Genomic DNA, 23,432 nt, shown 5'->3' with positions numbered 1-23,432 from the left:
CCGACCGGGAGGAGCCCCCCGTGACGCAGCAGGTCCCGTCGACCGAGCCCGAGCTGGCCGGTGTGCGCAACTTCCGTGACGTGGGCGGCCTGCCGACCGTGGACGGGCGCCGGGTCCGGCACGGTGCGCTGTTCCGCAGCGGGCATCTGGCGCACGCGACGGAGCAGGACGCGGAGTTCCTCGCCTCCCTCGGCCTGCACACGATCTTCGACTTCCGCAACGCGGCCGACCACAAGCTGGAGGGCCCGGACGTCGAGCTGCCCGGCGTGCGGAACGTGAACCTGCCGCTGACCGACCCGGCGCACGGCGCCGAGTTCTGGACGATGGTCCGCGAGGGCGACATCGAGCAGTTGCGCGGCCTGCTGGGCGACGGCAAGGCCGCGAACCGGATGGTCAGCTCGTACCGCGTGATCGTCAGGGACCGCACCGACGAGCACTCGCGTGTGCTGCACGGGCTCGCCGACGATAGCGTCCCGGCGCTGATGCACTGCGCGGCCGGCAAGGACCGGGCGGGCGTCTCCATAGCCGTGACGCTCCTCGCGGTGGGCGTGGAGCGGGACGCGATCCTCGCCGACTACCTGGAGTCCAACGCCAAGCACCGCCGCTACAAGGTGCGGCGCAGCGGCGGCGGGGACAGCGCCTACAGCCCCGAGGTGATGGAACTGCTGAGCCCCCTCTTCGAGGCCCGCGCGGAGTATCTGACGGCGGCCTTCGAGAGCATCGAGGAGACGTGGGGTGACGTCGACACGTACCTGGAGCAGGGCCTGAAGCTCACCCCGGAGACCCGCGAGCGGCTGCGCGGGCGCCTCCTCGACTGAGGCCGGGCAGAGACGGGAGCGCTCAGCCCTTGCCGCCTACGGCGAACAGCAGGTAGAGGAACGCGGCGAAGACGTGCCCGGCGGCGATGTAGATGATCAGCCGGACCCACAGGGCCCGGGGGAACTTCTCCTCGATGTTGCTCACGGCAGCTCTCCAGTGATCGGCCCCAGGCACAACGCGGCCAGGGGACTCTGCAGCAGGGTGTGGACGAACAGGAGCTCGACCCCGTCGTGGTCCTCGGCGGCGAGCCGGTGCGGGGTGAGCGAGTCGAAGTGCGCGCTGTCGCCGGGCGCGAGCACGTGGGTGGTGTCACCGAGGCGCAGCCGGAGCCGCCCGTGCAGGACGTACAGCCACTCCTCGCCGGGATGCACCCGCACGATGTCGCCCTGGGTGCCGTACGGCACCCGGACGCGCAGCGCCTGCATGCCCCGGCCGGGCGCGCCGGCCTGCCAGTACGTCCAGCCGCCCGCCCTGGTCGGTTCCATGTCCGCGGTACGCACGATCGCGTCCCGGTCGGCGACCGTCTCGCCGAGCAACTCGGAAACCGTCGTACCGTAGACACGGGCGAGCGAGAGCAGCATCGGCAACGAGGGCTGGCGCTGCCCGGTCTCCAGCCGGGAGAGGTGGGCCGGCGACAGCCCGGCGTCCCGGGCCGCGGCCTCCAGGGTGAGGCCGGCGCGACGGCGCAGGGAGCGCAGCTGCGGGGCGACGGCGGGCAGCTCGTCGCCAGGACCGGCGGACGGCGCCGGGTCTGAGGCGTTCATGCCTCTATTGAGCCGGGTTGTTGCCTCAGCGGCAAATCTCTTGCCTCAGAGACAAAAAACCGGAGACAGAAAGCCGGAGACGGAAAGTCGGGGGCCGCCCGCAGGAGGCCCCCGCTCGGCGTCAGCGGTTGGCCACCGCCTGCTTGATGAGGGTCTTGCTGAAGTCCCACATCAGGCCGCCGCCGCTGTGGGCGTCGTCCATCACGTCCGTGAAGGCCGCCACGAAACGGTCCACGTCCGACTCGTCGACGATCAGCGGCGGGATGAGCTTGATGACCTCCAGGTGGTCGCCGGAGACCTGGGTGAGGATCCGGTGGCGTTGCAGCAGCGGTACGACGACCATCTGGGCGAACAGACCCTTGCGGGCGGCCTGGAGCATGGTCCAGCGGCTGCGGAGCTTCAGTGAGCTGGGCCGGCCGAACTCGATGCCGATCATCAGACCCCGGCCGCGTACGTCGGCGAGCAGCTCGTACTTGTCGACCAGCGCGGAGAGCCGGGACTTGAGCTGCTCCCCCACGACCCGGGCGCCCGCGACGACCTGGTCGTTCTCCATGACGGAGAGCACGGCGAGCCCGGCCGCCATCGCCTGGGCGTTGGCACCGAAGCTCGCCGAGTGGACCAGGACGCGGTCCATGGACGAGTAGACCTTCTTGAAGATCCAGTCCCGGCCGAGGGTCGCGCCCACGGGGACATAGCCGCCGGACAGCGCCTTGGCCACGCACACCAGGTCCGGTTCGACACCGTCCTCGTGCTGGTAGGCGTAGAAGTCGCCGGTGCGGCCGAGACCGGTCTGCACCTCGTCGGCGATCAGCAGCGCCTTGTGCTTGCGCAGCAGTTCCTGGGCGGCGCGCAGATAGCCGGGCGGCGCCTCGTGCACGCCCTTGCCCTGGATCGGCTCGACGATCAGGGCGGCGACATCGCCCTTCTTCAGCTCCCGGGCGAGCGCGTCCAGGTCGCCGAGGGGGACGGCCGTGTCGGGCAGCAGCGGGGCGAAGCCGTCCCGGAAGCCGTCCTCGCCGTTGACCGACAGCGAGCCGGTGGTCAGGCCGTGGAAGGCGTGGTCGCAGTAGAGGACGCGGGGTCTGCCGGTGGCGAAGCGGGCGAACTTCAGCGCGGTCTCGACCGCCTCGGTGCCGCTGTTGCCGAAGAACACCCGGTCCAGGTGCGGGCTGTGGGTGAGGAGCCGCTCGGCGAGCAGTCCGGGCAGCGGCTGGCAGTCGAAGCGGGTGAGGTCGGCCAGCTGCGCGTCCAGAACGTCGTGCAGGGCCTTGCGGACGACGGGGTGGTGGCGGCCCAGGCCCATCACCCCGAACCCGGCGAGCATGTCCAGGTAGTCGTTGCCGTCCGCGTCCCAGAAGTGGGCGCCCTCGGCACGCTCGTACACCTTGTCGAAGCCGATGGTGTGCAGCATGCGCGGGAGCTGGTGGTTCAGGTACTTGCTGTGCAGCTCGTACCGCTCACCACCACGCTCGGCGAGCAGCGCGCCGAGGTCGAACTCCGTAGTCATTCCTTCTCCTTGACAGCGCCATCGATGAAAGCGCCCTCAGCTGTGGCGCCCTGAAGGGGCGCGGGGAACTGCGCGACCAGCCCAGACGCCGCCGCACCCGCCGCACGACCCCCCACGGCACCCCCTTCGGCGAACCGCCCCTCGATACTCGCTCCGATGCGCCCCGCGATCTCCACCGGCGTCAGCCCGATGTCGGCCAGCACCTCTCCCCGCTTGGCATGCGCCAGGAACTGCTCCGGAATCCCGAACCGCCGTACAGGCACGTCCACTTCGGCGTCGCCGAGCGCGAGCGAAACCGCCGCCCCGACACCCGCCGCCCGGCTGTTGTCCTCGACGACGGCCACCAGCTCGTGCTGGGCCGCCAGGACCGGCAGCGCGGGGTCCACGGGCTTGACCCACCGGGGGTCCACGACCGTGCAGCCGATGCCCCGGGCCGCCAGCAGCTCCGCGGCCTGGAGGCAGACCGGCGCCATCACGCCGACCGCGACCAGCAGCACCTGCGCGTCCTCGTCGCGGTGCAGGACGTCGATCCCGCCGATCCGGTCGACGGCCGGGATCTCCGGGCCCACCGACTCCTTCGGGAACCGCACCAGCGTGGGCGCGTCGTCCACGGCGACCGCCTCGCGCAGCTGGAGGCGCAGCTGTTCGGCGTCGCGCGGGGCGGCGATCCGCAGGCCCGGGACCACCTGGAGCACGGACATGTCCCACATGCCGTTGTGGGAGGCACCGTCGACCCCTGTGACGCCCGCCCGGTCCAGGACGAACGTCACCCCGCAGCGGTGCAGCGCCACGTCCATCAGCAGCTGGTCGAAGGCACGATTAAAGAAGGTGGCGTAGACGGCGACGACCGGGTGCAGTCCGCCGGTCGCCAGGCCGGCCGCCGAGACGGCCGCGTGCTGCTCGGCGATGCCGACGTCCCAGACCCGGTCGGGGAAGCGTTCGGCGAACTTGCCGAGGCCGACCGGGTGCAGCATGGCCGCGGTGATCGCCACGACGTCGTCGCGCTCCTCGCCGATCCGGACGATCTCGTCGCCGAACACCGAGGTCCAGGAAGGCCCGTTGGACGGCGCGAGCGGCTCGCAGGTGAGCGGGTCCATCACGCCGACGGTGTGGAAGTGGTCCTCCTCGTGGGCGAGCGCGGGCTCGTAGCCGCGCCCTTTCTCGGTGAGGCAGTGGACCAGCACCGGCCCGTGGAAACGTTTGGCGCGCCGCAGCGCCGACTCGACCGCCCTCAAGTCGTGGCCGTCGATCGGGCCGACGTACTTGAGGCCCAGGTCCTCGAACATCCCCTGCGGGGCGAAGGCGTCCTTGAAGCCCTTCTTGGCGCCGTGCAGCGACTCGTAGAGGGTGTTGCCGACGAGCGGGGTGCGCAGCAGCACGTCCTTGCCCCAGGCCAGCACCTGCTCGTACCCGTCGGTGGTGCGCAGGGTGGCCAGGTGGTTGGCGAGGCCGCCGATGGTGGGGGCGTACGACCGCTCGTTGTCGTTGACGACGATGATCAGCGGCCGGTCCTTGGCGGCCGCGATGTTGTTGAGCGCCTCCCACGCCATCCCGCCGGTCAGCGCGCCGTCGCCGATCACCGCGACGACATGGCCCTTCTCCCCCTGCACCTGGCGGGCCTTGGCCAGGCCGTCGGCCCAGCCGAGCGCGGTGGAGGCGTGGCTGTTCTCGATGATGTCGTGCTCGGACTCCTCCCGCGAGGGATACCCGGACAGGCCGCCCTTGCCGCGTAGCTTGGAGAAGTCCTGACGGCCGGTCAGCAGCTTGTGCACATAGCTCTGGTGACCGGTGTCCCACAGGATGCGGTCCACCGGGGACTCGAAGACCCGGTGCAGTGCGACGGTCAGTTCCACGACGCCCAGGTTGGGGCCGAGGTGACCGCCGGTCCTGGCGACCGCGTGCACCAGGAACTCACGTATTTCTTCGGACAGTTCGCGAAGTTCCGCCTCGGACAGCGCCTTCAGGTCGCGTGGTCCCCGGATGGTCTCCAGAATCGTCACGCTCGGCCCCCTCTCGGTCCGTGCTGTTCAGCTCACGGTGACGGCGGGTGTTCCGGACCCGGCGCCGTCCTGCTCCATCTGCTCGGCGATCTTCATCGCTTCCTCGATGAGGGTCTCCACGATCTTCGACTCGGGGACGGTCTTGATGACCTCGCCCTTGACGAAGATCTGCCCCTTGCCGTTGCCGGAGGCGACACCGAGGTCGGCCTCCCGTGCCTCGCCGGGGCCGTTGACCACGCAGCCCATGACGGCCACGCGCAGCGGCACCTCCATGCCCTCCAGACCGGCCGTGACCTCGTCCGCCAGCTTGTAGACGTCGACCTGGGCGCGCCCACAGGACGGGCAGGAGACGATCTCGAGCCGCCGCTGCCGGAGGTTCAGGGACTCCAGGATCTGGATGCCGACCTTGACCTCCTCGGCGGGCGGGGCGGACAGCGACACCCGGATGGTGTCGCCGATGCCCTGGGAGAGCAGCGCGCCGAAGGCGACCGCCGACTTGATCGTGCCCTGGAAGGCCGGGCCGGCCTCCGTGACGCCGAGGTGCAGCGGGTAGTCGCACTGGGCGGCGAGCTGCCGGTACGCCTCGATCATCACGACCGGGTCGTTGTGCTTGACGGAGATCTTGATGTCCCGGAAGTCGTGCTCCTCGAAGAGCGAGGCCTCCCACAGGGCGCTCTCCACGAGCGCCTCGGGGGTCGCCTTGCCGTACTTCTCCAGGAGCCGCCGGTCGAGCGAGCCGGCGTTGACCCCGATCCGGATCGGCGTGCCGTGGTCCTTCGCGGCCCGCGCGATCTCCCTCACCTGGTCGTCGAACTTCTTGATGTTGCCGGGATTGACGCGGACGGCCGCGCAGCCGGCCTCGATCGCCGCGAACACATACTTCGGCTGGAAGTGGATGTCCGCGATCACCGGGATCTGGGATTTCTTCGCGATCGTCGCCAGGGCGTCCGCGTCGTCCTGCGTGGGGCAGGCGACGCGGACGATCTGGCAGCCGGACGCGGTGAGTTCGGCGATCTGCTGGAGGGTCGCGCCGATGTCCGACGTACGGGTCGTGGTCATCGACTGCACCGACACCGGGGCACCGCCGCCGACCGCCACCGGCCCGACATGGATCTGCCGGGACACGCGGCGCTCGGCGACCGGCCGGGCCGGGACCTCGGGGAGGCCCAGGGAGATGGCGGTCACGCGGTCACTCCCGGTTTCCGGAGACCGTCTCGCGCATCGCGCGGAGCGACTCCTTGAGGGACCCCATGGTGGCGAGGACGGCGGTGGGCTCGTAGCCGCAGTGCGCCATGCAGTTGGCGCAGCGCGGGTCCTTGCCGCGGCCGTACTTGTCCCAGTCGGTCTCCTCGATGAGTTCGCGGTACGTCGGCACGTACCCGTCGCTCATCAGGTAGCAGGGGCGCTGCCAGCCGAAGAGCGAGTAGTTCGGGATCGCCCAGGCCGTGCACGGGAAGTCGACCTTGCCCTCCAGGAAGTCCAGGAAGAGCGGGGAGTGGTTGAGCCGCCACTTGCGCCGGTTGCCGCCCGCAAAGGCCTTCTTGAACAGCTCGCGGGTCTGCGCCACGCCGAGGAAGTGCTCCTGGTCGGGGGCCTTCTCGTAGGCGTAGGCGGGCGAGATCATCATCTCGTCGACCTTGAGGTCGTCGTTGAGGAAGTTGAGCACCTCGATGATGGTCTGCGGGGTGTCGGTGTTGAAGAAGGTCGAGTTGGTGGTCACCCGGAAGCCGCGCTGCTTGGCCTCCTTTATGGCCGCCACCGCCTCGTCGAACACGCCCTCCTTCGCCACCGACTCGTCGTGCCGCTCACGCAGCCCGTCGATGTGCACCGCGAAGGCGAAGTAGGGAGAGGGCGTGAACTTGTCCATCTTCTTGCGCAACAGCATGGCGTTGGTGCAGAGGAAGACGTACTTCTTCTTCGCCACCAGCTGCCGCACGATCTCGTCGATCTGAGGGTGCATCAGGGGCTCGCCGCCCGCGATGGACACCATCGGCGCACCGGACTCCAACACCGCCCCGACGGCCTGCGCGACCGGCATGCGCTGCTTGAGCACACCTGCCGGGTGCTGGATCTTGCCGCAGCCCTCGCACTTCAGGTTGCAGGCGAAGAGGGGTTCCAGCTCCACGATCAGTGGGAACTTGTCCCGCTTGCGGAGCTTCTGTTCAGCCAAGTAAGTCGCGACCTTGATGGACTGGCGCAGCGGCATGGCCATCTGGCTCACCTCCGGGGGAGCAACAAAGAACGGTGCCATTCGAAAAAAGCTGGAAGAACGGATCGAAGAACGCGGAAAGCAGATATCCCACCGCGCACCGTGCCGATCCGGACGAGTTCATGTTCAGGAGCGTCCACGACCACCCTGACGGCCGCAACCGGGCGCTCGCCCGCGTGCACGGCGCTCAGGAGCGTGGCAGCCGACTCCATGTCGACCGCGATTGCGCCGGTCGCGAGCAGATCAGACCGTTCGTGACCGCGGACGACGTGATCGGAGCCGGTGACGGGGCCGGTGTGGACGGTGCGGCCGGGTACGGTCCGCACCAGTTCTTTCACGAGGAGTTCGGTGGCGACGCAGGGGACGCTGCCGCGCGGGTCCCGGGTCTCCTCGGCGACGACCAGGTCGCCGGGGTGCATCCCGGGAGCGAGTCCCGCGCAGAAGCCGGTGGCCAGGACGGCGGCACCGGCGAGCGCCGGGTCGGCCAGGACCCGGGTGACGGACCGTTCCGCCGCCCTGGGGCCCATGCCGGTGCGCAACACGGTGACCGGCCCGCCCGCGCCGCCGCGTTCGCCGGCGCGCAGGGCCAGATGCTCGATGCCGAGCGCGCAGGCGATCAGCAGCGGAGCCGGAGCGGGCGTGGTACTCATTCAGCTCCTCTCGGCCTCGGGCATGGGCTCGCCGTGGACGTAACGGCCGAGCGCGGTGAGCGGGAAGACCTGCCGGTAGAGGTGGTAGTTGATGGAGAAGTCCCAGGGGAAGCCGGTGCCGGTGAAGTACGGCTCGTCCCAGGAGCCGTCCTCCTGCTGGGTCTCGGCGAGCCACCGCACGCCCCGCTCGACGGCCTTGGAGTCCTTCTCCCCCGCCGCGAGCAGCGCCATCAGCGCCCACGCGGTCTGGGAGGCGGTGGAGGCGCCGCGCCCGCTCCATTCACCGGCGTACTTGTAGGAGCGCAGATCCTCGCCCCAGCCGCCGTCCTCGTTCTGGACCTGCTCCAGCCAGGTCACCGCGCGCCGGATCGCCGGATGCGAGGCGGGCAGCCCGGTCGCGACGAGCGCGGGCACCACGGAGCCGGTGCCGTAGACGTAGTTGACGCCCCAGCGCCCGAACCACGAGCCGTCCGGCTCCTGTTCGGCCAGCAGCCACTCGATGCCGCGCCGGGTGCGCGGGTCGTGGGACATGCCCTCGAAGGCGAGCATCTCCACGACGTGCGCGGTGACGTCGGCCGAGGGCGGGTCGATGACCTCGCCGAAGTCGCAGAACGGCAGCCGGTTGGGGAACGGGCTGGTGTTGTCGACGTCGAAGGCGCCCCAGGCGCCGTTCTTCGACTGCATGCCGAGGTTCCAGCGCACCCCGCGCCCGATGGCCTTCTCCATCCGCTCGGGATCGTGGTGCCTGATCCGGCGCAGCGCGAGGACCACCTCGGCGGTGTCGTCGATGTCGGGGTAGTTGTCGTTGTGGAACTCGAACGCCCAGCCGCCCGGCGGGAGCTGGGGCCGCTTCACGGACCAGTCGCCGGGCCGCACGATCTGCTCGCCGAGCATCCAGTCGGCGGCCTTGACCAGTTGCGGATGGTCGTCGGGCAGGCCGGCGTCGGCCAGGGCGATGGCCGCAAGACAGGTGTCCCACACCGGGGACTGGCAGGCCTCGATCATCCGGGCGCCGTCCTCGCGCCACACGGCGTAACGATCCAGCGACTCAAGGCCCGCGCGCATCACGGGGTGTTCGAGGTCGTAGCCGAGCAGGTGCAGGGCGATCACCGAGTACACGGCCGGCGGCTGGATGCCGCCCCAGGCGCCGTCGTTCTCCTGGCGCTCGACGATCCAGCGGCCGGCGGCGTTCAGGGCGGAGCCGCGCAGCCGGCGCAGCGCGACCTTGCGGTAGCCGCGGACAACCTTGTCGAGCCGTTGGAAGACGCCCTCCCAACTGGCCACCGGAGCAAGGGGCTGCGGCGGGTTGGGATCGGCCGGGTCGGTGTGGAGCTCGTCCAGCGGGAAGGGCGCGGGGCGCACCGGGCGTTTGGCCGAGACGACGGTGAGCGGCACGATGGTCTGCCGGGCCCACTGGCCGAAGTTGTAGATACTGAGCGGGAACCACTTGGGGAAGTACAGGAGCTCCGGCGGGAGTTCGGGCAGGTCCTCCCACTTCCACCAGCCGAACAGGGCCAGCCAGATCCGGGTGAACACCCGGGCGGCGGCGATCCCGCCGCGCTCGCGGATCCAGGCCGACGCCTTCGCCATGTGGGGCGCCTCGGGGGCGTCCCCCGCCAGCCGCAGGGCGACGTACGCCTCGATGGTGGTGGAGAGTTCGCCCGGGCCGCCGTAGAAGGTGGCCCAGGTGCCGTCCTCGCGTTGCTCGCCGCGGATGAAGAGCGCGGCGGCGGCCGTCGTGGCCTCGTCGCGGATGCCGATGAACTGACGGAGCAGCAGATCCTCGGCGTCCATGGTGACGTTGGTCTCCAGGTCACCTTTCCACCAGCCCTGCGCGTCCTGCCGGGCGAGCAGATGGTCGGTGGCACGCCTCACGGCGCGTTCGGCGGCTTCTTGTACCCCGGCCGCCGCGGGGGTGGTGAGGTCGGTGCTGGCCGAGGCAGCGCGGGGCGGCAGGGTGGCCCCGGTGCTTCCGTCGGTCGTCGCTGTCATGGCTTCCCCTTCGTGCAGTCGTGCGAAATCGTTCTGCTGTGGGTCCGCCGTCGGCCGGTGCTGCTTGCGCGCTCGCACCGGCCGGCGACTACGCGAGGACTATTCGACCGATAGTGATCATCTCTTTCGTACGACGACGAAGTCCGCGAGCGCCGTGAACTGTGTCCGGACCAGGTCGGGCATGTCGACGGCGTGCAGGGCTTCGATGGCGATGGTGTGCTGACGACGCGCCTCTTCGGCGGTCCACTCACGGCCGCCGGCCTCCTCGATGAGGGCGGCGCGGGCGGCGAACTCCTCCTCGGAGAAGTTCTCGAAGTCGCTGCTCTTGGCGTCGGCGGCGAGGATCTCGCCGAGCCGCTCGGAGGCGGGCCCGCCCGCCGCGAGCGCGGCGACGACCGGCAGGGACTTCTTGCGCTGGCGCAGGTCGCTCCAGGTCTGCTTGCCGGTGGCGTCCGGGTCGCCCCAGATGCCGAGGAGGTCGTCGACGGCCTGGAAGGCGAGGCCGAGGTGGTAGCCGTACTTCTCCAGGGTGTCGGCGGTGCGGTCGTCGGCGCCGCCGAGCACCGCGCCGATGGAGCTGGAGGCGGCGAGCAGCGCGCCGGTCTTGTTGCCCTCCATCTCCAGGCACTCCTCGACGCTGACCCGGTCGCGGTGCTCGTAGGAGATGTCCTGTGCCTGGCCGTCGATCAGGGCGCGGGTGGCGGTGGTGAGCCGGCGGGTGGCGCGGCCCGCCTCGACACTGCCGAGTTCCAGCAGCACCTCGTTGGCGAGGGCGAACAGGGCGTCGCCGACCAGGATGGCCTGGGCGGGGCCGTGCACCTTCCAGACGGTGTCACGGTGGCGGCGCTGTTCGTCGCCATCCATCAGGTCGTCGTGCAGCAGCGAGAAGTTGTGGACGAGTTCGACGGCGACGGCCCCGGGGATGCCGACCTCGGGGGCGGCGCCGGTGACCTCGGCGGAGAGTACGGCGAGCGCGGGCCGTACGGCCTTGCCGCCGTCGCCGTCGGCGGGGTTGCCCTCGGCGTCGATCCAGCCGAAGTGGTAGGCGGCCACGGTGTCCATGGGGGGTGCCAGGCGGTCGACGGCCGCCTTCAGTACCGGGTTGGCAAGGGTCCGGCCGCGCTCCAGGAGCGCGGTCACGTCCACCGCGTCGGCAGCCGTCTCGGCCGGGGGCACAGTGGGCACAGTTTCTCCTCTTGTTGCGGTACCGGGGGTGCGGGGGCCTGCCGCCTGCCGATCGAGCATCACGCCGCCTCCTCGAACTCGAAGAGGTGACGGGGGCGGGGCCGGCCCAGGGTGCGCAGCGCGGCGTCGGCCGCGTTCACACCGCTGCGGACCGCACTCTCCATGGTCGCGGGCCACCCTGTGGCGGTCCACGCTCCGGCCAGGTAGAGGCCGGGTGCCTTGGTGCGGGCGCCGGGCCGCAGCCGCCCGACGCCGGGGGTGGGGGCGAAGGTCGCGGTGCGCTCCCGGGTCACGAAGAAGTCCAACACCTCGGCGCCGCGCGCGCCGGGCAACAGCCGTTCCAGCTCGGGCAGATAGCGCTCGCGCAGGACGGCCACGGGTGCGTCGATGTCGTCCTGGGCGGCCGACTGGGACAGTGCGAGGTACTGGCCCTCGCGCAGCCCGGAAGCGTGGGTGCGGTCGAACACCCACTGGACCGGGGTGCCCAGGGCCGCGAAGAACGGCTTGGTGAGCACCGTACGGTCGTAGACCACATGGACGTTGAGGATCGGCGCGGTGCCGATCTCCAGCAGGTTCTCCGGGGCGTCGAGGGCGCCCTCGGGCAGCAGGTCGTACGCCTCGCGCTGGGCCACGGCGAGCACCACGGTGTCGGCGGTGTGCGTCTCCCCGGGAACCTGAACGCTCCACGTCCCGTTCTCGTTAGAGGAGACGGAGGTGACGCGTGTACGGAGCTCAGTGCGCACGCCCGCGGAGTCGAGCGCCTTGCGGGCCAGCCGGTCGTGCAGTTCACCCAGCGGCACATGGGCCCAGCCGATGTCGGCCGCGCCCGGGTCGGACAGCAGACCGGTCTTGAACACCATCGCGGCGAGCGCCAGGGAAGCGTCCTGGGCCACCGCGTTGAGGGTGGCGACCCCCACCAGGTCCCACAGTGCCTCGATGGCCCGCGCCGACTGGCCCCGGGCAGCCAGCCAGCTGCCGAAGTCCTGTGCGTCGAGCGAGGGATCGCCGAGATCGAGTGCTCGGAGGGCGAGAGCGGCTTGGCCTACTCTGGCGCGCTCGGCGAGCGAGAGATGCGGGTAGGCGGCGAGGCTGCGCCCCAGGTGCAGGGGCACCGGCAGGGGATCCCGGCGGAGTCTGCCGAGTCGGCGCCCCTCGGGTTTCGCGAGGTCGAGCACGGGCACGTCGAGCCGGTCCTGGAGCGGTGCCAGCGCCACGCCCTCGATGCGGTCGAGGAACCAGCGGTAGGCGGTGCAGCAACGCAGGTACACATGCTGGCCGTTGTCGACGGTCAGGTCGCCGCGCTGGAAGGAGAAGGCGAGCCCGCCGAGGCGCGGCCTGCCTTCGAGCAGGGTGACGTGCATCCCCGCGTCGGCGAGTGCCAGCGCGGCCGTGACGCCGGCCAGGCCGCCGCCGATCACGACGGCGGTGCGCCCGGACGGGATGTCGTCGTCCGTCCGTTCGGATCGCGTGCCGTCGGTCATCGTGCAGCCTCCCCTGCCCGCCCGCCGTGCCGGTGGAACGGGGCAGGGCGGGCCGTTGCAGTCAGGGACGCCGCGCCGCACCGGAGGGTTGCCTGCCGTTTTTCTCCGGTGGAGTCAGCTTGGCCCACTTTGTCCATCAGGCGCGCCTCCTGACGGTCCGGCGGGACGTGTGACGCCGGGTGTCGAGCCCGGACAGGCCGCGTACGGCGACGTACGCCTTCTCGCGTCCGGGCAGCGAGACCCGGCCGCGAAGCACCGCTTCCGGTTCCCGCTCGATGCGGTCGAGCAGCCGGCGGTAGATGCCGGCCATGGCGGCGACACAGGCGCCGCTGCGCCGGTCGAGCATGGGCAGCAGCCGGTACCCCTCGGCGAACAGGGCTCGGGCGCGCCGTACTTCGAAGTGCACCAGGCCCGCGAAGTCCGAGCCCTCCGGCGGGGTCGGCCCGTGGAACCCGGCCGCGCAGCCGAACTTGGCGAGATCGTCGCCGGGCAGATAGGTACGGCCGTTCCCGGCGTCCTCGCGGATGTCCCGGAGGATGTTGGTGAGCTGGAGCGCGAGCCCGAGCGTGTCGGCATACTCCGGCGCGCGCTCGGCACCGCGCGCCCCCGGTTCGGTGCCGAAGACACCGAGCGAGAGCCGGCCGATCGCACCGGCCACGCAACGGCAGTAGACCTTGAGGTCGTCCCAGGTCTCGTAGGTCTCGCCGCGTACGTCCATCAGCACACCGTCGATCAGCTCGTCCAGGCCTCCCAGTGGGATCGGGAAGGCCTGGGCGGCATGCGCGAGGGCGACCGCGACCGGGTCGGTGTCGTCCTCGTCGACCGCGCCGTCCTGGACCCGGGCGAGCAGCGCCCGGGTGTCCTCCAGCCGGGCCGCCTTCACGTCGTCGGCCAGCACGCCGTCGCCGATGTCGTCGACGCGCCGGGAGAAGGCGTAGAGCGCCGACATGGCGCGCCGCTTGGGCGCAGGCAGCAGCCTGATGCCGTAGGCGAAGTTCCGTGCCTGCTGTCCGGTGACGGTCTCGCAGTAGCTGTAGGCGGCGAGTACCGGTGCGGACACAGGTGTGGGAGAGTCCACGGTCCGGATCACCCCTCTCCTCGCAGAGTCACGCCCACCTCACGCAGCAACCGGCCCTTGCCGGGCTTGGGCGGGCCGGGAAGTACGTCGTATTCGGCGGCGGCGATCGCAGCGATCGCCGCCCTTCCCCCCGCCACGAACCCCGCGAGCAGCAGCTTCAACCTGCCGTGGACGCTACCCACCAGGGGGGCGCCTTCATTCAGGAGATCGCGGGCGCGTTGTGCTTCGTATGCAACCAGAGCACGCACCGATGCGCCCGCGGTTTTCCTGGCGAGATCCGCCTCCTGGACATGAAAGCGCTTCATGTCCACGGCGGGCAGATAAATCCGGTCGCGGCCGAGGTCCTCGGCCACGTCCTGGAGGTGTTCGACGATCTGGAGTGCGGTACAGATCGCGTCCGAGAGGCGGATCCGCTCGGGGGTCGAGGTGCCGGTGACGGCGAGGACCAGGCGGCCGACGGGGTTGGCGGACAGCTCGCAGTAGGCGAGCAGGTCGTCGTAGGTCTCGTACCGCCTGACGAGCTGGTCCTGGCGGTTGGCGGCGATCAGCCCGAGGAACGGCTCGGGGGCCAGGTCGCGGCGGCGGACCGTGACCTGGAGGCGGCGCAGCAGGGGGTGGTGCGGGGTGCCGTCGAAGACACGGCCCAGGTCGGCCTCGAAGGCGTCCAGGAAGACCAGGCGGTTTTCGGCCTCCTCCGGGGACACCCCGAGCAGCCGGGCGTCGGCGCCGCCGGGGGCCAGGTCGCCGTCGCCGATGTCGTCGACGAGACGGGCGAAGCCGTACACCGCCATCAGATCGTCACGCCAGGCCCTCGGCAGGAAGAACGGGGCCACCGGGAAGTTCTCGTCCGCGGCCTTGTCCAGGGTGCCTCGCTCGGCGTCTCCGGTGCGCGCCCGGGTGGCCGCGGTCACCGTTCGCTGCCCGGGGCCGGGACGGCGTGGCCTGCGTTGAGCTGGGGAGTTTCCGTAGCCATTGCCGTCACATCTCCCGTTCTACACTGCCGACCCAATACACACTATTTCGGACACGCCGCCCAGCAATCCACGGGGCGGCCCGGCCGAGGGTGTCGCGCATTATCGCCCCACTTGCCGCTTTCCGGGACCGGTACAGCTTACGTTGTACAACGCATCGAGGTTCGTCGGGGTGTCCCGCAGATCACAACAACACACCGATTGGCTTCAAGATTCCTTGGGCGGCCCGGAGTTGACGTTTCCTTTGCAGACGCCGGGCCCCGCCGGAAAGGTTCCGGCGGGGCCCGGGGACTACTGGGCTACTTGCCCGTGAACTTCTCGTACTCCTTGAGCACCTCTTCGGTCGGGCCGTCCATGCGCAGCTCACCGCGCTCCAGCCACAGGACCCGGTCACAGGTGTCACGGATCGACTTGTTGTTGTGGCTGACCAGAAACACGGTGCCCGCGTGCTGGCGCAGTTCGCGGATCCGGTCCTCGGACCGCTTGCGGAAGGCCGCGTCACCGGTCGCCAGCGCCTCGTCGATCATGAGGACGTCGTGGTCCTTGGCCGCGGCGATGGAGAACCGCAGCCGGGCCGCCATGCCGGAGGAGTAGGTGCGCATCGGCAGGGTGATGAAGTCGCCCTTCTCGTTGATGCCGGAGAAGTCGACGATCTCCTGGTAGCGCTCCTTGATCTCCTCGCGGGACATGCCCATCGCGAGCCCGCCGAGGATGACGTTGCGCTCGCCGGTGAGGTCGTTCATCAGGGCCGCGTTGACGCCGAGCAGCGAGGGCTGCCCGTTCGTGTAGACCCTGCCCCGCTCGGCGGGCAGCAGGCCGGCGATGGCGCGCAGCAGGGTGGACTTGCCGGAGCCGTTGGAGCCGATCAGGCCGATCGCCTCGCCCCGGTAGGCGACGAAGGAGACCCCGCGCACGGCGTGCACCTTGCGGACGCCCCGGGTCGTGTCGTCGGAGCCGCGTTTGACGATGCGGCTGAGGGCGGCCGTCGCGCTGCCCTTGCCGGACTTGGCGCCGTTGACGCGGTAGACGATGTGCACGTCCTCCGCGATGACGGTGGGGATCCGCTCTCCCTGGTTCTGCTCCGTGTCGTTCAGCTCAGCCACGGCCGTACCGCTCCTCCGCCTTCCAGAAGTACACGAACCCGCCGGCGAAGACGACCAGCGCCCAGGACAGGGCGATGGCCCAGACGTGCGGCGGGAGGTTCTCGGAGCCGTAGCCGTCGATGAGCGCGAAGCGCATCAGGTCCATGAAGACGGCCGCGGGGTTCACCTGGAGGAGCAGACGCGCCCACTCCGGCCGGTGCTCCATCATCTTGCTGATGGAGAACATCACACCGGACGTGTACATCCAGGTACGCAGCACGAACGGCATCAGCTGGGCCAGGTCCGGCGTCTTGGCGCCCAGCCGGGCCACGATCATCGCCAGACCGGTGTTGAAGAGGAACAGCAGCACCAGGATCGGCAGGACCAGCAGCCAGGACAGGCCCGGGGTGGTACCGAAGCCGATCACCACGGCGATCATGACGATCATCGAGAACAGCAACTGCTGGAGCTGCTGGAGCGCGAAGGAGACCGGCAGCGCGGCGCGCGGGAAGTGCAGCGCGCGCACCAGGCCGAGGTTGCCGGAGATCGCGCGGACGCCCGTCATGATCGAGCTCTGCGTGAAGGTGAAGGTGAAGACGCCCGTGACCAGGAACGGGATGTATATGTCCTGGGACATGCCACGGCTGGCGTGCAGGATGACGCCGAAGATGAAGTAGTACACGGCCGCGTTCAGCAGCGGCGTGGCCACCTGCCAGAGCTGGCCGAGCTTGGCCTGGCTGTACTGGGCGGTGAGCTTCGCCTGCGAGAAGGCGAGGACGAAGTGCCGGCGTCCCCAGAGCTGGCGTACGTACTCGACGAGCGAGGGACGTGCGCCGCTCACCGTGAGCCCGTACTTGGCGGCCAGCTGCGCCGCCGTGAGGCCCTCGTCGGGCGACGGCACCGCGCTCACCGCGATTCCGACGTCATGCGTTGTCTCACTCAAGGGTGGAAGCCTTCGTCCTCAGATTCGTCTTACGTTCGTCTTACGAAATTGTGCTACCGGAGGTGACACGTATCCGCCATGGGACACGCTGCCGGGGATGTCCGCGCGCCGGACACCCCGGAAACGCGGACACGCACCTTCGAGCTTCTCAGATCACCGGGGGACGGCCCAGTCGCGTGAGCCGCCACACGGTGCGCCACCGCATGGGCCGACGGGGTCCGCACGGGGTGGTCCAGCCCTCCCGGAAGCCGGCGAACCAGGCGTGCAGGGCCGGGCGCGAGGGGCGGCGCACGAGGGTCAGCAGCATCCAGACCCCGAGGTAGACGGGGACCAGGGGGGCGGGCAGGTTGCGGCGCGCCAGCCACACCCGGTTGCGGGCGACCATCCGGTGGTAGACCGCGTGCCGGGAGGGGGCGGTCGTGGGGTGGTACAGCACCATGTCGGAGCGGTAGTCGATCATCCAGCCGGCGTCCAGGGCCCGCCAGGCCAGGTCGGTCTCCTCATGGGCGTAGAAGAACTCGTCCGGCAGGCCGCCGACCTCGGCGAGGACCTGGGTGCGGACGGCGTTGGCGCCGCCGAGGAAGGTGGTGACCCGGGAGGAGCGCATCGGGTCGGAGGCCCGCAGCCTCGGCACGTGCCGGCGCTGGGTCTGGCCCGTGTCCGGGTCGGCGATCCGGAAGCTGACGATGCCGAGCCTCGGGTCGTCGGCGAAGGCCTGGCGGCACAGCTCGGCGGTGTCGTGCCCCGGGAGCAGTCCGTCGTCGTCCAGGAAAAGCAGTATGTCGACATCGCGACCGCTGGGGCCGAAGGCCTCTATGCCGACGTTGCGGCCGCCGGGGATCCCGAGGTTCTCCGGCAGCTCCATGGTGCGGACGCCGTCCGGGACCTCCGGGACGGGCGAGCCGTTGCCGACGACGACCACATCGACCGGGTCGCCTTCCTGCTTGGCGACCGAGTCGAGGAGGGCGCGCAGTTCGTCGGGGCGGTTGCCCATGGTGATGACGACCGCGCCGACCTTCAGCCCGGCGCTCACCGCAGCCTGCTCGACGCGAGGACCGAGACCAGGTGCAGCAGGGTCTGCAGCAGCGCGATGCCGGCGAGCACGGCGGTGCCGAGCCGGGTCCAGAAGAGGTCGCCGTGGAAGTGGTCGGCGACGGCCAGCAGCAGGATCAGCAGCGAGGCCTCGATGCCGAGGATCAGCCGGTGGAACCTGAGCAGGGCGGCGGCCCGCCGGGCCAGCGCCATCCCGGAGGACCGCATCTCGGCGGCGGCCTCCTTGACCACCGGCAGCCCGGCCTGGTGCCGGGCGACGCCGACCAGGTCGGTCTCGGCCTTGATCAGGATCGCGCCGAGCGCGCCCAGGGTGCCGAGGAAGGCCCACAGCCAGTCGATACGGCCGCTGCCGAACAGGTCGGCGGCGCGCAGCCCGAGGCCCACCAGGACGGCGGCGTCGGTGAGGTAGGCACCGACGCGGTCCAGGTAGACCCCGCCCAGCGAGTACTGCTGCTTCCAGCGGGCGACCTCGCCGTCGACGCAGTCGAGCAGCAGGTACATCTGGACGCAGACCACGCCGAGCACCGCGCCCCAGATGCCCGGCACCAGCAGGGCCGGGCAGGCGAGCACGCCGAAGACGGTCATCAGGTACGTGAGCTGGTTGGGCGTGACCCTGGTGTTCACCAGGTAGCGGTCGACCCGCAGGGACACCTCGCGCATATAGAGGCGCCCCATCCAGTGCTCACCGCTGCGCCGGTCCTTGACCCCGACGGGGTGGACGACCGGACGTAGTTCAGCTACCGATGGCCTTGACATAGTCGGCGTAGAAGTCCTTGATCTGGTGGGTCTTGAGGTCGAGGTGTTCGAGGATGGTGTAGCGGCCGGGCCGGGTCTCCGGGGCGAACTCCACGACCCGGATGAACTCGTCCACGGTGAAGCCGATCTCCTCAGGCAGCACCGGCAGTCCGTGCCGGCGCAGCACATCGGCCATGTACGCGGACTCCTCGTGGGCTCCGCGCAGGTACATCGCGAAGGCCGCGCCGAGCCCGCACTGCTCGCCATGGCTGGCGGCACGCCTCGGGTACAGCAGGTCGAAGGCGTGGTTGATCTCGTGGCAGGCGCCGGAGGACGGGCGGGAGTCGCCCGACACCGACATGGCGATACCGCTGAGCACCAGCGCCTCGGCGAGCACCTGGAGGAAGTCGTTCTCCCCTATGCCGCCGGGGTGGCGCAGCACCGCCTCGCCGGCCTGCCGGGCCATGGCGGCCGCCAGACCGTCGATCTTCTCGCCGTTGACGCGGTGGGACAGTTCCCAGTCCGCGATCGCCGAGATGTTGGAGACGGCGTCCCCGATGCCCGAGCGCACGAAGCGTGCCGGGGCCTCGCGGATGACGTCGAGGTCGATGACGACCGCGATCGGGTTGGGCACGCCGTAGGAGCCGCGGCCCGCGTCGTTGTCGAGGGTGGCGACCGGCGAGCACAGACCGTCGTGCGCGAGGTTCGTCGGCACGGCGACCAGGGGCAGGCCCACCCGCGCGGCCGCGAACTTGCCACAGTCGATGATCTTGCCGCCGCCGAGGCCGACGACCGCGTCGTAGCGGCCTGCCTTGATCTCGCCGGCCAGCCGGATCGCGTCGTCGAGGGTGCCGCCGCCGACCTCGTACCAGGTGGCACCGGGCAGGCTCGGCGAGACGCGCTCGCGCAGCTTGGCGCCGGAGCCGCCGCTGACGGCGACGGCGAGCCGGCCGGAGTGCGAGATGCGCTCGTCGGCGAGCACGCCCGCCAGGTCGTCGAGGGCACCCGGGCGGATGTCGACGACGACCGGCGAGGGGATCAACCTGGTCAGTACTGGCACGCGATCTCCCGTCCCCGGGCGAGATCGTCGTGGTTGTCGATCTCGACCCACCGGACGTCGCCGATGGGGGCCACGTCGATCCGGAAGCCGCGGTTGACCAGCTCCTGGTAGCCGTGCTCGTAGAACTGCTGCGGGTCGCTCTCCCAGACCGTCTTCAGCGCGTCGGCGAGCTCGGGGGCCGCGTCGCCCTCGATGAGGGTGACGCCGATGTACTCGCCGGTGGCCTCGGCGGGGTCCATCAGCTTGGTGATCTTCGTCATGCCCTTGCCGGCGCCGACGACGACCTTCATCTCCTCGTCGGCGAGGTCCTTGACCGTGTCCAGCGCCAGGATGATCCTCTTGCCCTCCCCGCGGGCGGCCAGCAGCGTCTTCTCGACGGAGACCGGGTGCACGGTGTCGCCGTTGGCGAGGATCACGCCGTCCTTGAGGGCGTCACGGCCGCACCACAGGGAGTAGGCGTTGTTCCACTCCTCGGCCTTGTCGTTGTCGATGAGGGTGAGCTTGAGGCCGTACTTCGCCTCCAGGGCCGCCTTGCGCTCGTACACGGCCTCCTTGCGGTAGCCGACGATGATCGCGACCTCGGTCAGGCCGATCTCGGCGAAGTTGCCGAGGGTCAGGTCGAGCACCGTGATCGAGTCCTCTATCCCGGCAGGCCCCACCGGCACCAGTGCCTTGGGCAGGCTGTCGGTGTAGGGGCGCAGACGCCGTCCGGCGCCGGCCGCCAGCACGAGGCCGATCATGCGGGTTCTCCTTCATCGTGTACGGCGGGCGCCCCTGCGGACACCCAGAAGCGGATGCTCTCGACGAGCACCAGCCCGGCCACGACCACGGCCAGGACCGTGAGCGCGACCTTGAACTGCGTGGCGGTGAGCACCGCGGCCACGACGGTGACCAGCAGCGTTCGCCCCTCCTGCCCCCCGGCGGCGCGTACCAGCCAGGCCGGCGGCGCCCCGGCGTTGCCGCGGATGCGGTACACCGTGTCGTAGTGATGGTAGGCGACGGCGGCCACCAGGCCGAAAGCCGCGGGAAGGGTTCCGTTCACCCCGGATTTGCTTGCGAGGACGAGAACGGTGCCGTATTCGGCGGCCCGGAACAAGGGCGGGACCAGCCAGTCGAGGGCGCCCTTGAGCGGGCGGGCGAGGGCCTGGCCGGAGGTCAGGACGTAGACGACGGCGCCCACCACCGGCGCCCAGGTCACGCCTGAGAAAAGAGACACGGTGAGAACCGCCACTCCGGCGAGCGTCACCAGGAGCGGGGAGCCGAGCGGGGCGGGCATCGCACGGGAGACGAATCCGGCGAGCGGGCCGTTGTCGGCCAGGTCGGCCAGCGCCTTCGTCGCCCGGTCGGTCCTCGTGGCCTTGCGGGTCAGTGAGCGCAGCACCCGCCCGGCCGTGGTGTACGTCGCCGCGAGGGCGCAGCCGACCAGCAGCACGTAGAAGGTGATCCGCGGGGTCGTCACCGCGGTCAGGACGGCTATGAGGGCCCACCGTTCGCCGATGGGCAGGACTATCATCCGGCGCACCCAGACCGTCCAGCCGACGCTGTCGAGCCGGTCGGAGAGGGCCGCGGTGGGGCTGGTGTTGGCGGTGGCGTCGTGGTTCGCCTCGTTGAAGGAGAAGTCGACCACGTGCCGGCAGGTCTGCAGGATCATCGCGCCGAGGGCGAGGGCCCATACGTCGTCGCCGCCCCGGGCCGCGCCGAGGGCGAGGCCGGCGTAGTAGGCGTACTCCTTGGCCCGGTCGAAGGTGGCGTCCAGCCAGGCGCCGAGCGTGGAGTACTGCAGGGAGTAGCGGGCGAGCTGGCCGTCGGTGCAGTCCAGGACGAAGGACGCGATGAGCAGCACGCCCGCTGCGACGAACCCGGCGCGGGTGCCGGTGGCCGCGCAGCCCGCCGCGATCAGGGCGGTGAGCAGGGAGGCGGTGGTGACCTGGTTGGGGGTCAGTCCGCGCCGCGCGCACCAGCGGGCGAGGTAGCGGGAGTACGGGCTGATGAAGAAGGTGGTGAAGAAGCCGTCGCGGGACTTCACGGCCGACTTCAGGCGTACGGCCTCGTCGTCGACGGCGGAGACGGCCTGCCGTGCCTCGTTGCGGGCCTGCGGGTCGGCGGGGACGGCGGCGACCAGACTGCCCAGCTCGGGGCGGTGCACGTCGGCGTCCAGGGCGGTGACGAGGCCGTCGACGGCCAGGTCGGTGCCGCCGGCGGCAGCCTCCCGGGCCAGCGCCCCGCTCAGCGCCTGACGGCCGGCCGGCTGGGCGGTGACGGCGCCGGGGATCGCGGCGAGCGGGAAGCGCGGGTCGGTGAGGCCGAGGCGCAGGGCGTGCACATGGCCGACGAAGCGGGCGTCGACGACGGCGACCCGCCGGTCGGCGGGCACGGCCGCGAGGAGGGCCGCGGTGTCGGCGCTGTCCGAGGCCGTGCGCACCTCGAAGCCGAGCGCCCGCAGATCGCTCTCCAACGACGATCCTGGGACCGGCTGGCCGGTGACGATGGCGGTCGGCAACCGAACTCACTCCCTGGGTGCCGGCGCGCGGGCGCCGGTCTGCTGCGTGGTGGGGCGCGGATTGCCCGGTGGCCCCCGGGCGGCATTCGGCAGAGGCTATCTGATGGTGGGGACTGCTTGTTCACCGGCCGTTCACGGCACGGACGACCCACTCTGCCCCGGCCTTTGCCGAGATCATCATCCGTGATGCGGGCCCCGGCCCACAAACCGCGCTCACAGAACGGGCATTGAGGACATGGCCCCATACAGCTCGGACGGGCGCCGACCGACCACCCGGAATGCCCGCCCGCTCACGACGGGTAACTGAGGGTGCCCTGACCTGGCATTCGTTTCCGCAGGTCAGGGCATATGACAACGGTGTTCACTGCCGCGTTGCCGGATACCCCCCACCCGTAGTTCACTGTGATCCCGGGCGGAACTCAGGAGGCGCATCTCATGGGGGCAGGGCACGACCACGGCCACACGCACACCCATGCGCCGGCCACCGGCACGGCCGCGGCGGCCTATCGCGGGCGGCTGCGGGTGGCGCTCGCCATCACCCTCGGGGTGATGGTGGTCGAGATCGCCGGCGGCCTGCTGGCCGACTCGCTCGCGCTGATCGCGGACGCGGCCCACATGGCCACCGACGCGCTGGGTCTCGGCATGGCGCTGCTGGCGATCCACTTCGCCAACCGTCCGGCGAGCACCAACCGCACCTTCGGCTACGCCCGCGCCGAGATCCTGGCCGCCCTGGCCAACTGTCTGCTGCTGCTCGGTGTCGGCGGCTATGTGCTGTACGAGGCGGTCCAGCGGTTCGTGACGCCCGCGGACACGCACGGCGGCCAGATGATCGCGTTCGGCCTGATCGGCCTGGTCGCCAACATGATCTCGCTCACGCTCCTGGTGCGCGGCCAGCAGGAGAGCCTGAACGTGCGCGGCGCCTTCCTGGAGGTGGCGGCCGACGCGCTGGGCTCGCTGGCGGTGCTGATCTCGGCCGTGGTGATCCTGACCACCGGCTGGCAGGCGGCCGACCCGGTCGCCTCGCTGGTCATCGGCCTGATGATCGTGCCGAGGACGGTGAAGCTGCTGCGCGAGACGCTGGACGTCCTGCTGGAGGCGGCGCCCAAGGACGTGGACATGGCGGAGGTGCGCTCGCACATCCTGGCGCTGGACGGCGTACTGGACGTCCACGATCTGCACGCCTGGACGATCACCTCGGGGCTGCCGGTGCTGTCGGCGCACGTGGTGGTCCGCTCGGAGGTGCTGAGCGCCATCGGCCACGAGAAGATGCTGCACGAGCTGCAGGGCTGCCTCGGCCACCACTTCGACGTGGAGCACTGCACCTTCCAGCTGGAGCCGGGCGGGCACGCCGAGCACGAGGCCCGGCTCTGCCACTGACCGCGCCGCGGTCCGCCCCTCGGGCC

Annotated in this window: 22 protein-coding genes; 2 read left to right on the top strand and 20 right to left on the bottom strand. The window is 70.7% G+C overall.

Annotation, left to right across the window (positions count from 1 at the left end; genetic code table 11):
- Positions 1-20: 20 nt before the first annotated feature.
- Positions 21-818 carry a tyrosine-protein phosphatase gene (locus tag ACFWXC_RS07975; RefSeq protein WP_384474784.1) on the top strand — a complete coding sequence of 266 codons (798 nt, stop codon included), beginning with the start codon at positions 21-23 and terminating at the stop codon, positions 816-818.
- A 22-nt stretch (positions 819-840) separates the two neighbouring features.
- On the opposite strand, the gene ACFWXC_RS07970 is transcribed toward ACFWXC_RS07975, so the two are convergent.
- The 20 genes from ACFWXC_RS07970 to ACFWXC_RS07875 all read right to left on the bottom strand — a co-directional run bounded on the left by ACFWXC_RS07970 (position 841) and on the right by ACFWXC_RS07875 (position 22,029).
- Positions 841-963: a DUF6126 family protein gene (locus ACFWXC_RS07970; protein WP_351743314.1), complete on the bottom strand. Its 123-nt coding sequence runs from the start codon at positions 961-963 to the stop codon at positions 841-843.
- The gene (locus ACFWXC_RS07965) at positions 960-1,583 is read right to left on the bottom strand and encodes a helix-turn-helix domain-containing protein (protein ID WP_384474781.1); all 624 of its coding nucleotides are present in this window, start codon (positions 1,581-1,583) and stop codon (positions 960-962) included. The genes ACFWXC_RS07970 and ACFWXC_RS07965 overlap by 4 nt, the downstream gene beginning before the upstream one ends.
- A gap of 121 nt (positions 1,584-1,704) precedes the next feature.
- A complete protein-coding gene (locus ACFWXC_RS07960) occupies positions 1,705-3,090 on the bottom strand; it encodes an aspartate aminotransferase family protein (RefSeq protein ID WP_384474778.1) in 1,386 nt (461 codons plus the stop codon).
- Positions 3,087-5,090 (bottom strand): 1-deoxy-D-xylulose-5-phosphate synthase, encoded by a 2,004-nt coding sequence (gene dxs, locus ACFWXC_RS07955; RefSeq protein WP_384474775.1) that lies wholly within the window; start codon positions 5,088-5,090, stop codon positions 3,087-3,089. The genes ACFWXC_RS07960 and dxs overlap by 4 nt, the downstream gene beginning before the upstream one ends.
- A gap of 27 nt (positions 5,091-5,117) precedes the next feature.
- Positions 5,118-6,275 carry a flavodoxin-dependent (E)-4-hydroxy-3-methylbut-2-enyl-diphosphate synthase gene (ispG, locus tag ACFWXC_RS07950; RefSeq protein ID WP_384474772.1) on the bottom strand — a complete coding sequence of 386 codons (1,158 nt, stop codon included), beginning with the start codon at positions 6,273-6,275 and terminating at the stop codon, positions 5,118-5,120.
- A gap of 4 nt (positions 6,276-6,279) precedes the next feature.
- Positions 6,280-7,302, bottom strand: a complete 1,023-nt coding sequence (gene hpnH / locus ACFWXC_RS07945; protein WP_362718698.1) for an adenosyl-hopene transferase HpnH — start codon at positions 7,300-7,302, stop codon at positions 6,280-6,282.
- Between the two features lie 5 nt (positions 7,303-7,307).
- Positions 7,308-7,949: a 1-hydroxy-2-methyl-2-butenyl 4-diphosphate reductase gene (locus ACFWXC_RS07940; protein WP_384474769.1), complete on the bottom strand. Its 642-nt coding sequence runs from the start codon at positions 7,947-7,949 to the stop codon at positions 7,308-7,310.
- Positions 7,950-9,941: a squalene--hopene cyclase gene (gene shc / locus ACFWXC_RS07935; RefSeq protein ID WP_384474767.1), complete on the bottom strand. Its 1,992-nt coding sequence runs from the start codon at positions 9,939-9,941 to the stop codon at positions 7,950-7,952.
- Positions 9,942-10,058: 117 nt separating this feature from the next.
- Positions 10,059-11,186, bottom strand: coding sequence for a polyprenyl synthetase family protein (locus ACFWXC_RS07930; protein WP_384474764.1), 1,128 nt, complete (start codon positions 11,184-11,186; stop codon positions 10,059-10,061).
- Positions 11,186-12,607, bottom strand: coding sequence for a hydroxysqualene dehydroxylase HpnE (gene hpnE / locus ACFWXC_RS07925; RefSeq protein WP_384474761.1), 1,422 nt, complete (start codon positions 12,605-12,607; stop codon positions 11,186-11,188). Before hpnE ends, ACFWXC_RS07930 begins: the two co-directional genes overlap by 1 nt.
- A complete protein-coding gene (locus tag ACFWXC_RS07920; RefSeq protein ID WP_384474758.1) occupies positions 12,604-12,744 on the bottom strand; it encodes a DUF6380 family protein in 141 nt (46 codons plus the stop codon). Before ACFWXC_RS07920 ends, hpnE begins: the two co-directional genes overlap by 4 nt.
- Entirely contained in the window at positions 12,744-13,697 is a 954-nt protein-coding gene (gene hpnD, locus ACFWXC_RS07915) for a presqualene diphosphate synthase HpnD (protein ID WP_384474755.1), read from the bottom strand. The genes ACFWXC_RS07920 and hpnD overlap by 1 nt, the downstream gene beginning before the upstream one ends.
- Complete coding sequence (hpnC, locus tag ACFWXC_RS07910) at positions 13,694-14,596, bottom strand: squalene synthase HpnC (protein ID WP_384474753.1); 903 nt, start codon at positions 14,594-14,596, stop codon at positions 13,694-13,696. Before hpnC ends, hpnD begins: the two co-directional genes overlap by 4 nt.
- A 359-nt stretch (positions 14,597-14,955) precedes the next feature.
- Positions 14,956-15,759, bottom strand: coding sequence for an ABC transporter ATP-binding protein (locus ACFWXC_RS07905; RefSeq protein ID WP_384474751.1), 804 nt, complete (start codon positions 15,757-15,759; stop codon positions 14,956-14,958).
- Positions 15,752-16,681 (bottom strand): ABC transporter permease, encoded by a 930-nt coding sequence (locus ACFWXC_RS07900; RefSeq protein WP_384474750.1) that lies wholly within the window; start codon positions 16,679-16,681, stop codon positions 15,752-15,754. The genes ACFWXC_RS07905 and ACFWXC_RS07900 overlap by 8 nt, the downstream gene beginning before the upstream one ends.
- 148 nt (positions 16,682-16,829) lie before the next feature.
- Entirely contained in the window at positions 16,830-17,714 is an 885-nt protein-coding gene (locus ACFWXC_RS07895) for a glycosyltransferase family 2 protein (protein ID WP_384474747.1), read from the bottom strand.
- Positions 17,711-18,490, bottom strand: coding sequence for a CDP-alcohol phosphatidyltransferase family protein (locus ACFWXC_RS07890; protein WP_384474744.1), 780 nt, complete (start codon positions 18,488-18,490; stop codon positions 17,711-17,713). The genes ACFWXC_RS07895 and ACFWXC_RS07890 overlap by 4 nt, the downstream gene beginning before the upstream one ends.
- On the bottom strand, positions 18,468-19,529 hold the full coding sequence (locus ACFWXC_RS07885; protein ID WP_384474741.1) for an iron-containing alcohol dehydrogenase family protein: 1,062 nt from the start codon (positions 19,527-19,529) through the stop codon (positions 18,468-18,470). Before ACFWXC_RS07885 ends, ACFWXC_RS07890 begins: the two co-directional genes overlap by 23 nt.
- Positions 19,517-20,269, bottom strand: coding sequence for a phosphocholine cytidylyltransferase family protein (locus tag ACFWXC_RS07880; RefSeq protein ID WP_351743361.1), 753 nt, complete (start codon positions 20,267-20,269; stop codon positions 19,517-19,519). The genes ACFWXC_RS07885 and ACFWXC_RS07880 overlap by 13 nt, the downstream gene beginning before the upstream one ends.
- Positions 20,266-22,029, bottom strand: a complete 1,764-nt coding sequence (locus ACFWXC_RS07875) for a DUF5941 domain-containing protein (protein WP_384474738.1) — start codon at positions 22,027-22,029, stop codon at positions 20,266-20,268. The genes ACFWXC_RS07880 and ACFWXC_RS07875 overlap by 4 nt, the downstream gene beginning before the upstream one ends.
- Positions 22,030-22,464: 435 nt before the next feature.
- On the opposite strand from ACFWXC_RS07875, the gene ACFWXC_RS07870 reads away from it, so the two are divergent.
- Positions 22,465-23,406: a cation diffusion facilitator family transporter gene (locus ACFWXC_RS07870; protein ID WP_384474735.1), complete on the top strand. Its 942-nt coding sequence runs from the start codon at positions 22,465-22,467 to the stop codon at positions 23,404-23,406.
- Positions 23,407-23,432 lie beyond the last annotated feature (26 nt).

The organism is Streptomyces sp. NPDC058683 (assembly GCF_042716195.1).
Taxonomy (GTDB): Bacteria; Actinomycetota; Actinomycetes; order Streptomycetales; family Streptomycetaceae; genus Streptomyces.
The sequence above is the reverse complement of the archived record's forward strand: the minus strand, read 5'-3'. Positions and strand labels throughout refer to the sequence as shown.

Coding starts and splice junctions, on each gene's coding strand:
- ACFWXC_RS07965 (WP_384474781.1), bottom strand. CDS start 1,583: ATGAACGCCTCAGACCCGGCGCCGTCCGCCGGTCCTGGCGACGAGCTG.
- ACFWXC_RS07960 (WP_384474778.1), bottom strand. CDS start 3,090: ATGACTACGGAGTTCGACCTCGGCGCGCTGCTCGCCGAGCGTGGTGGT.
- hpnH (WP_362718698.1), bottom strand. CDS start 7,302: ATGGCCATGCCGCTGCGCCAGTCCATCAAGGTCGCGACTTACTTGGCT.
- ACFWXC_RS07940 (WP_384474769.1), bottom strand. CDS start 7,949: ATGAGTACCACGCCCGCTCCGGCTCCGCTGCTGATCGCCTGCGCGCTC.
- shc (WP_384474767.1), bottom strand. CDS start 9,941: ATGACAGCGACGACCGACGGAAGCACCGGGGCCACCCTGCCGCCCCGC.
- ACFWXC_RS07930 (WP_384474764.1), bottom strand. CDS start 11,186: ATGCTCGATCGGCAGGCGGCAGGCCCCCGCACCCCCGGTACCGCAACA.
- hpnE (WP_384474761.1), bottom strand. CDS start 12,607: ATGACCGACGGCACGCGATCCGAACGGACGGACGACGACATCCCGTCC.
- ACFWXC_RS07920 (WP_384474758.1), bottom strand. CDS start 12,744: ATGGACAAAGTGGGCCAAGCTGACTCCACCGGAGAAAAACGGCAGGCA.
- ACFWXC_RS07890 (WP_384474744.1), bottom strand. CDS start 18,490: ATGTCAAGGCCATCGGTAGCTGAACTACGTCCGGTCGTCCACCCCGTC.
- ACFWXC_RS07880 (WP_351743361.1), bottom strand. CDS start 20,269: ATGATCGGCCTCGTGCTGGCGGCCGGCGCCGGACGGCGTCTGCGCCCC.
- ACFWXC_RS07870 (WP_384474735.1), top strand. CDS start 22,465: ATGGGGGCAGGGCACGACCACGGCCACACGCACACCCATGCGCCGGCC.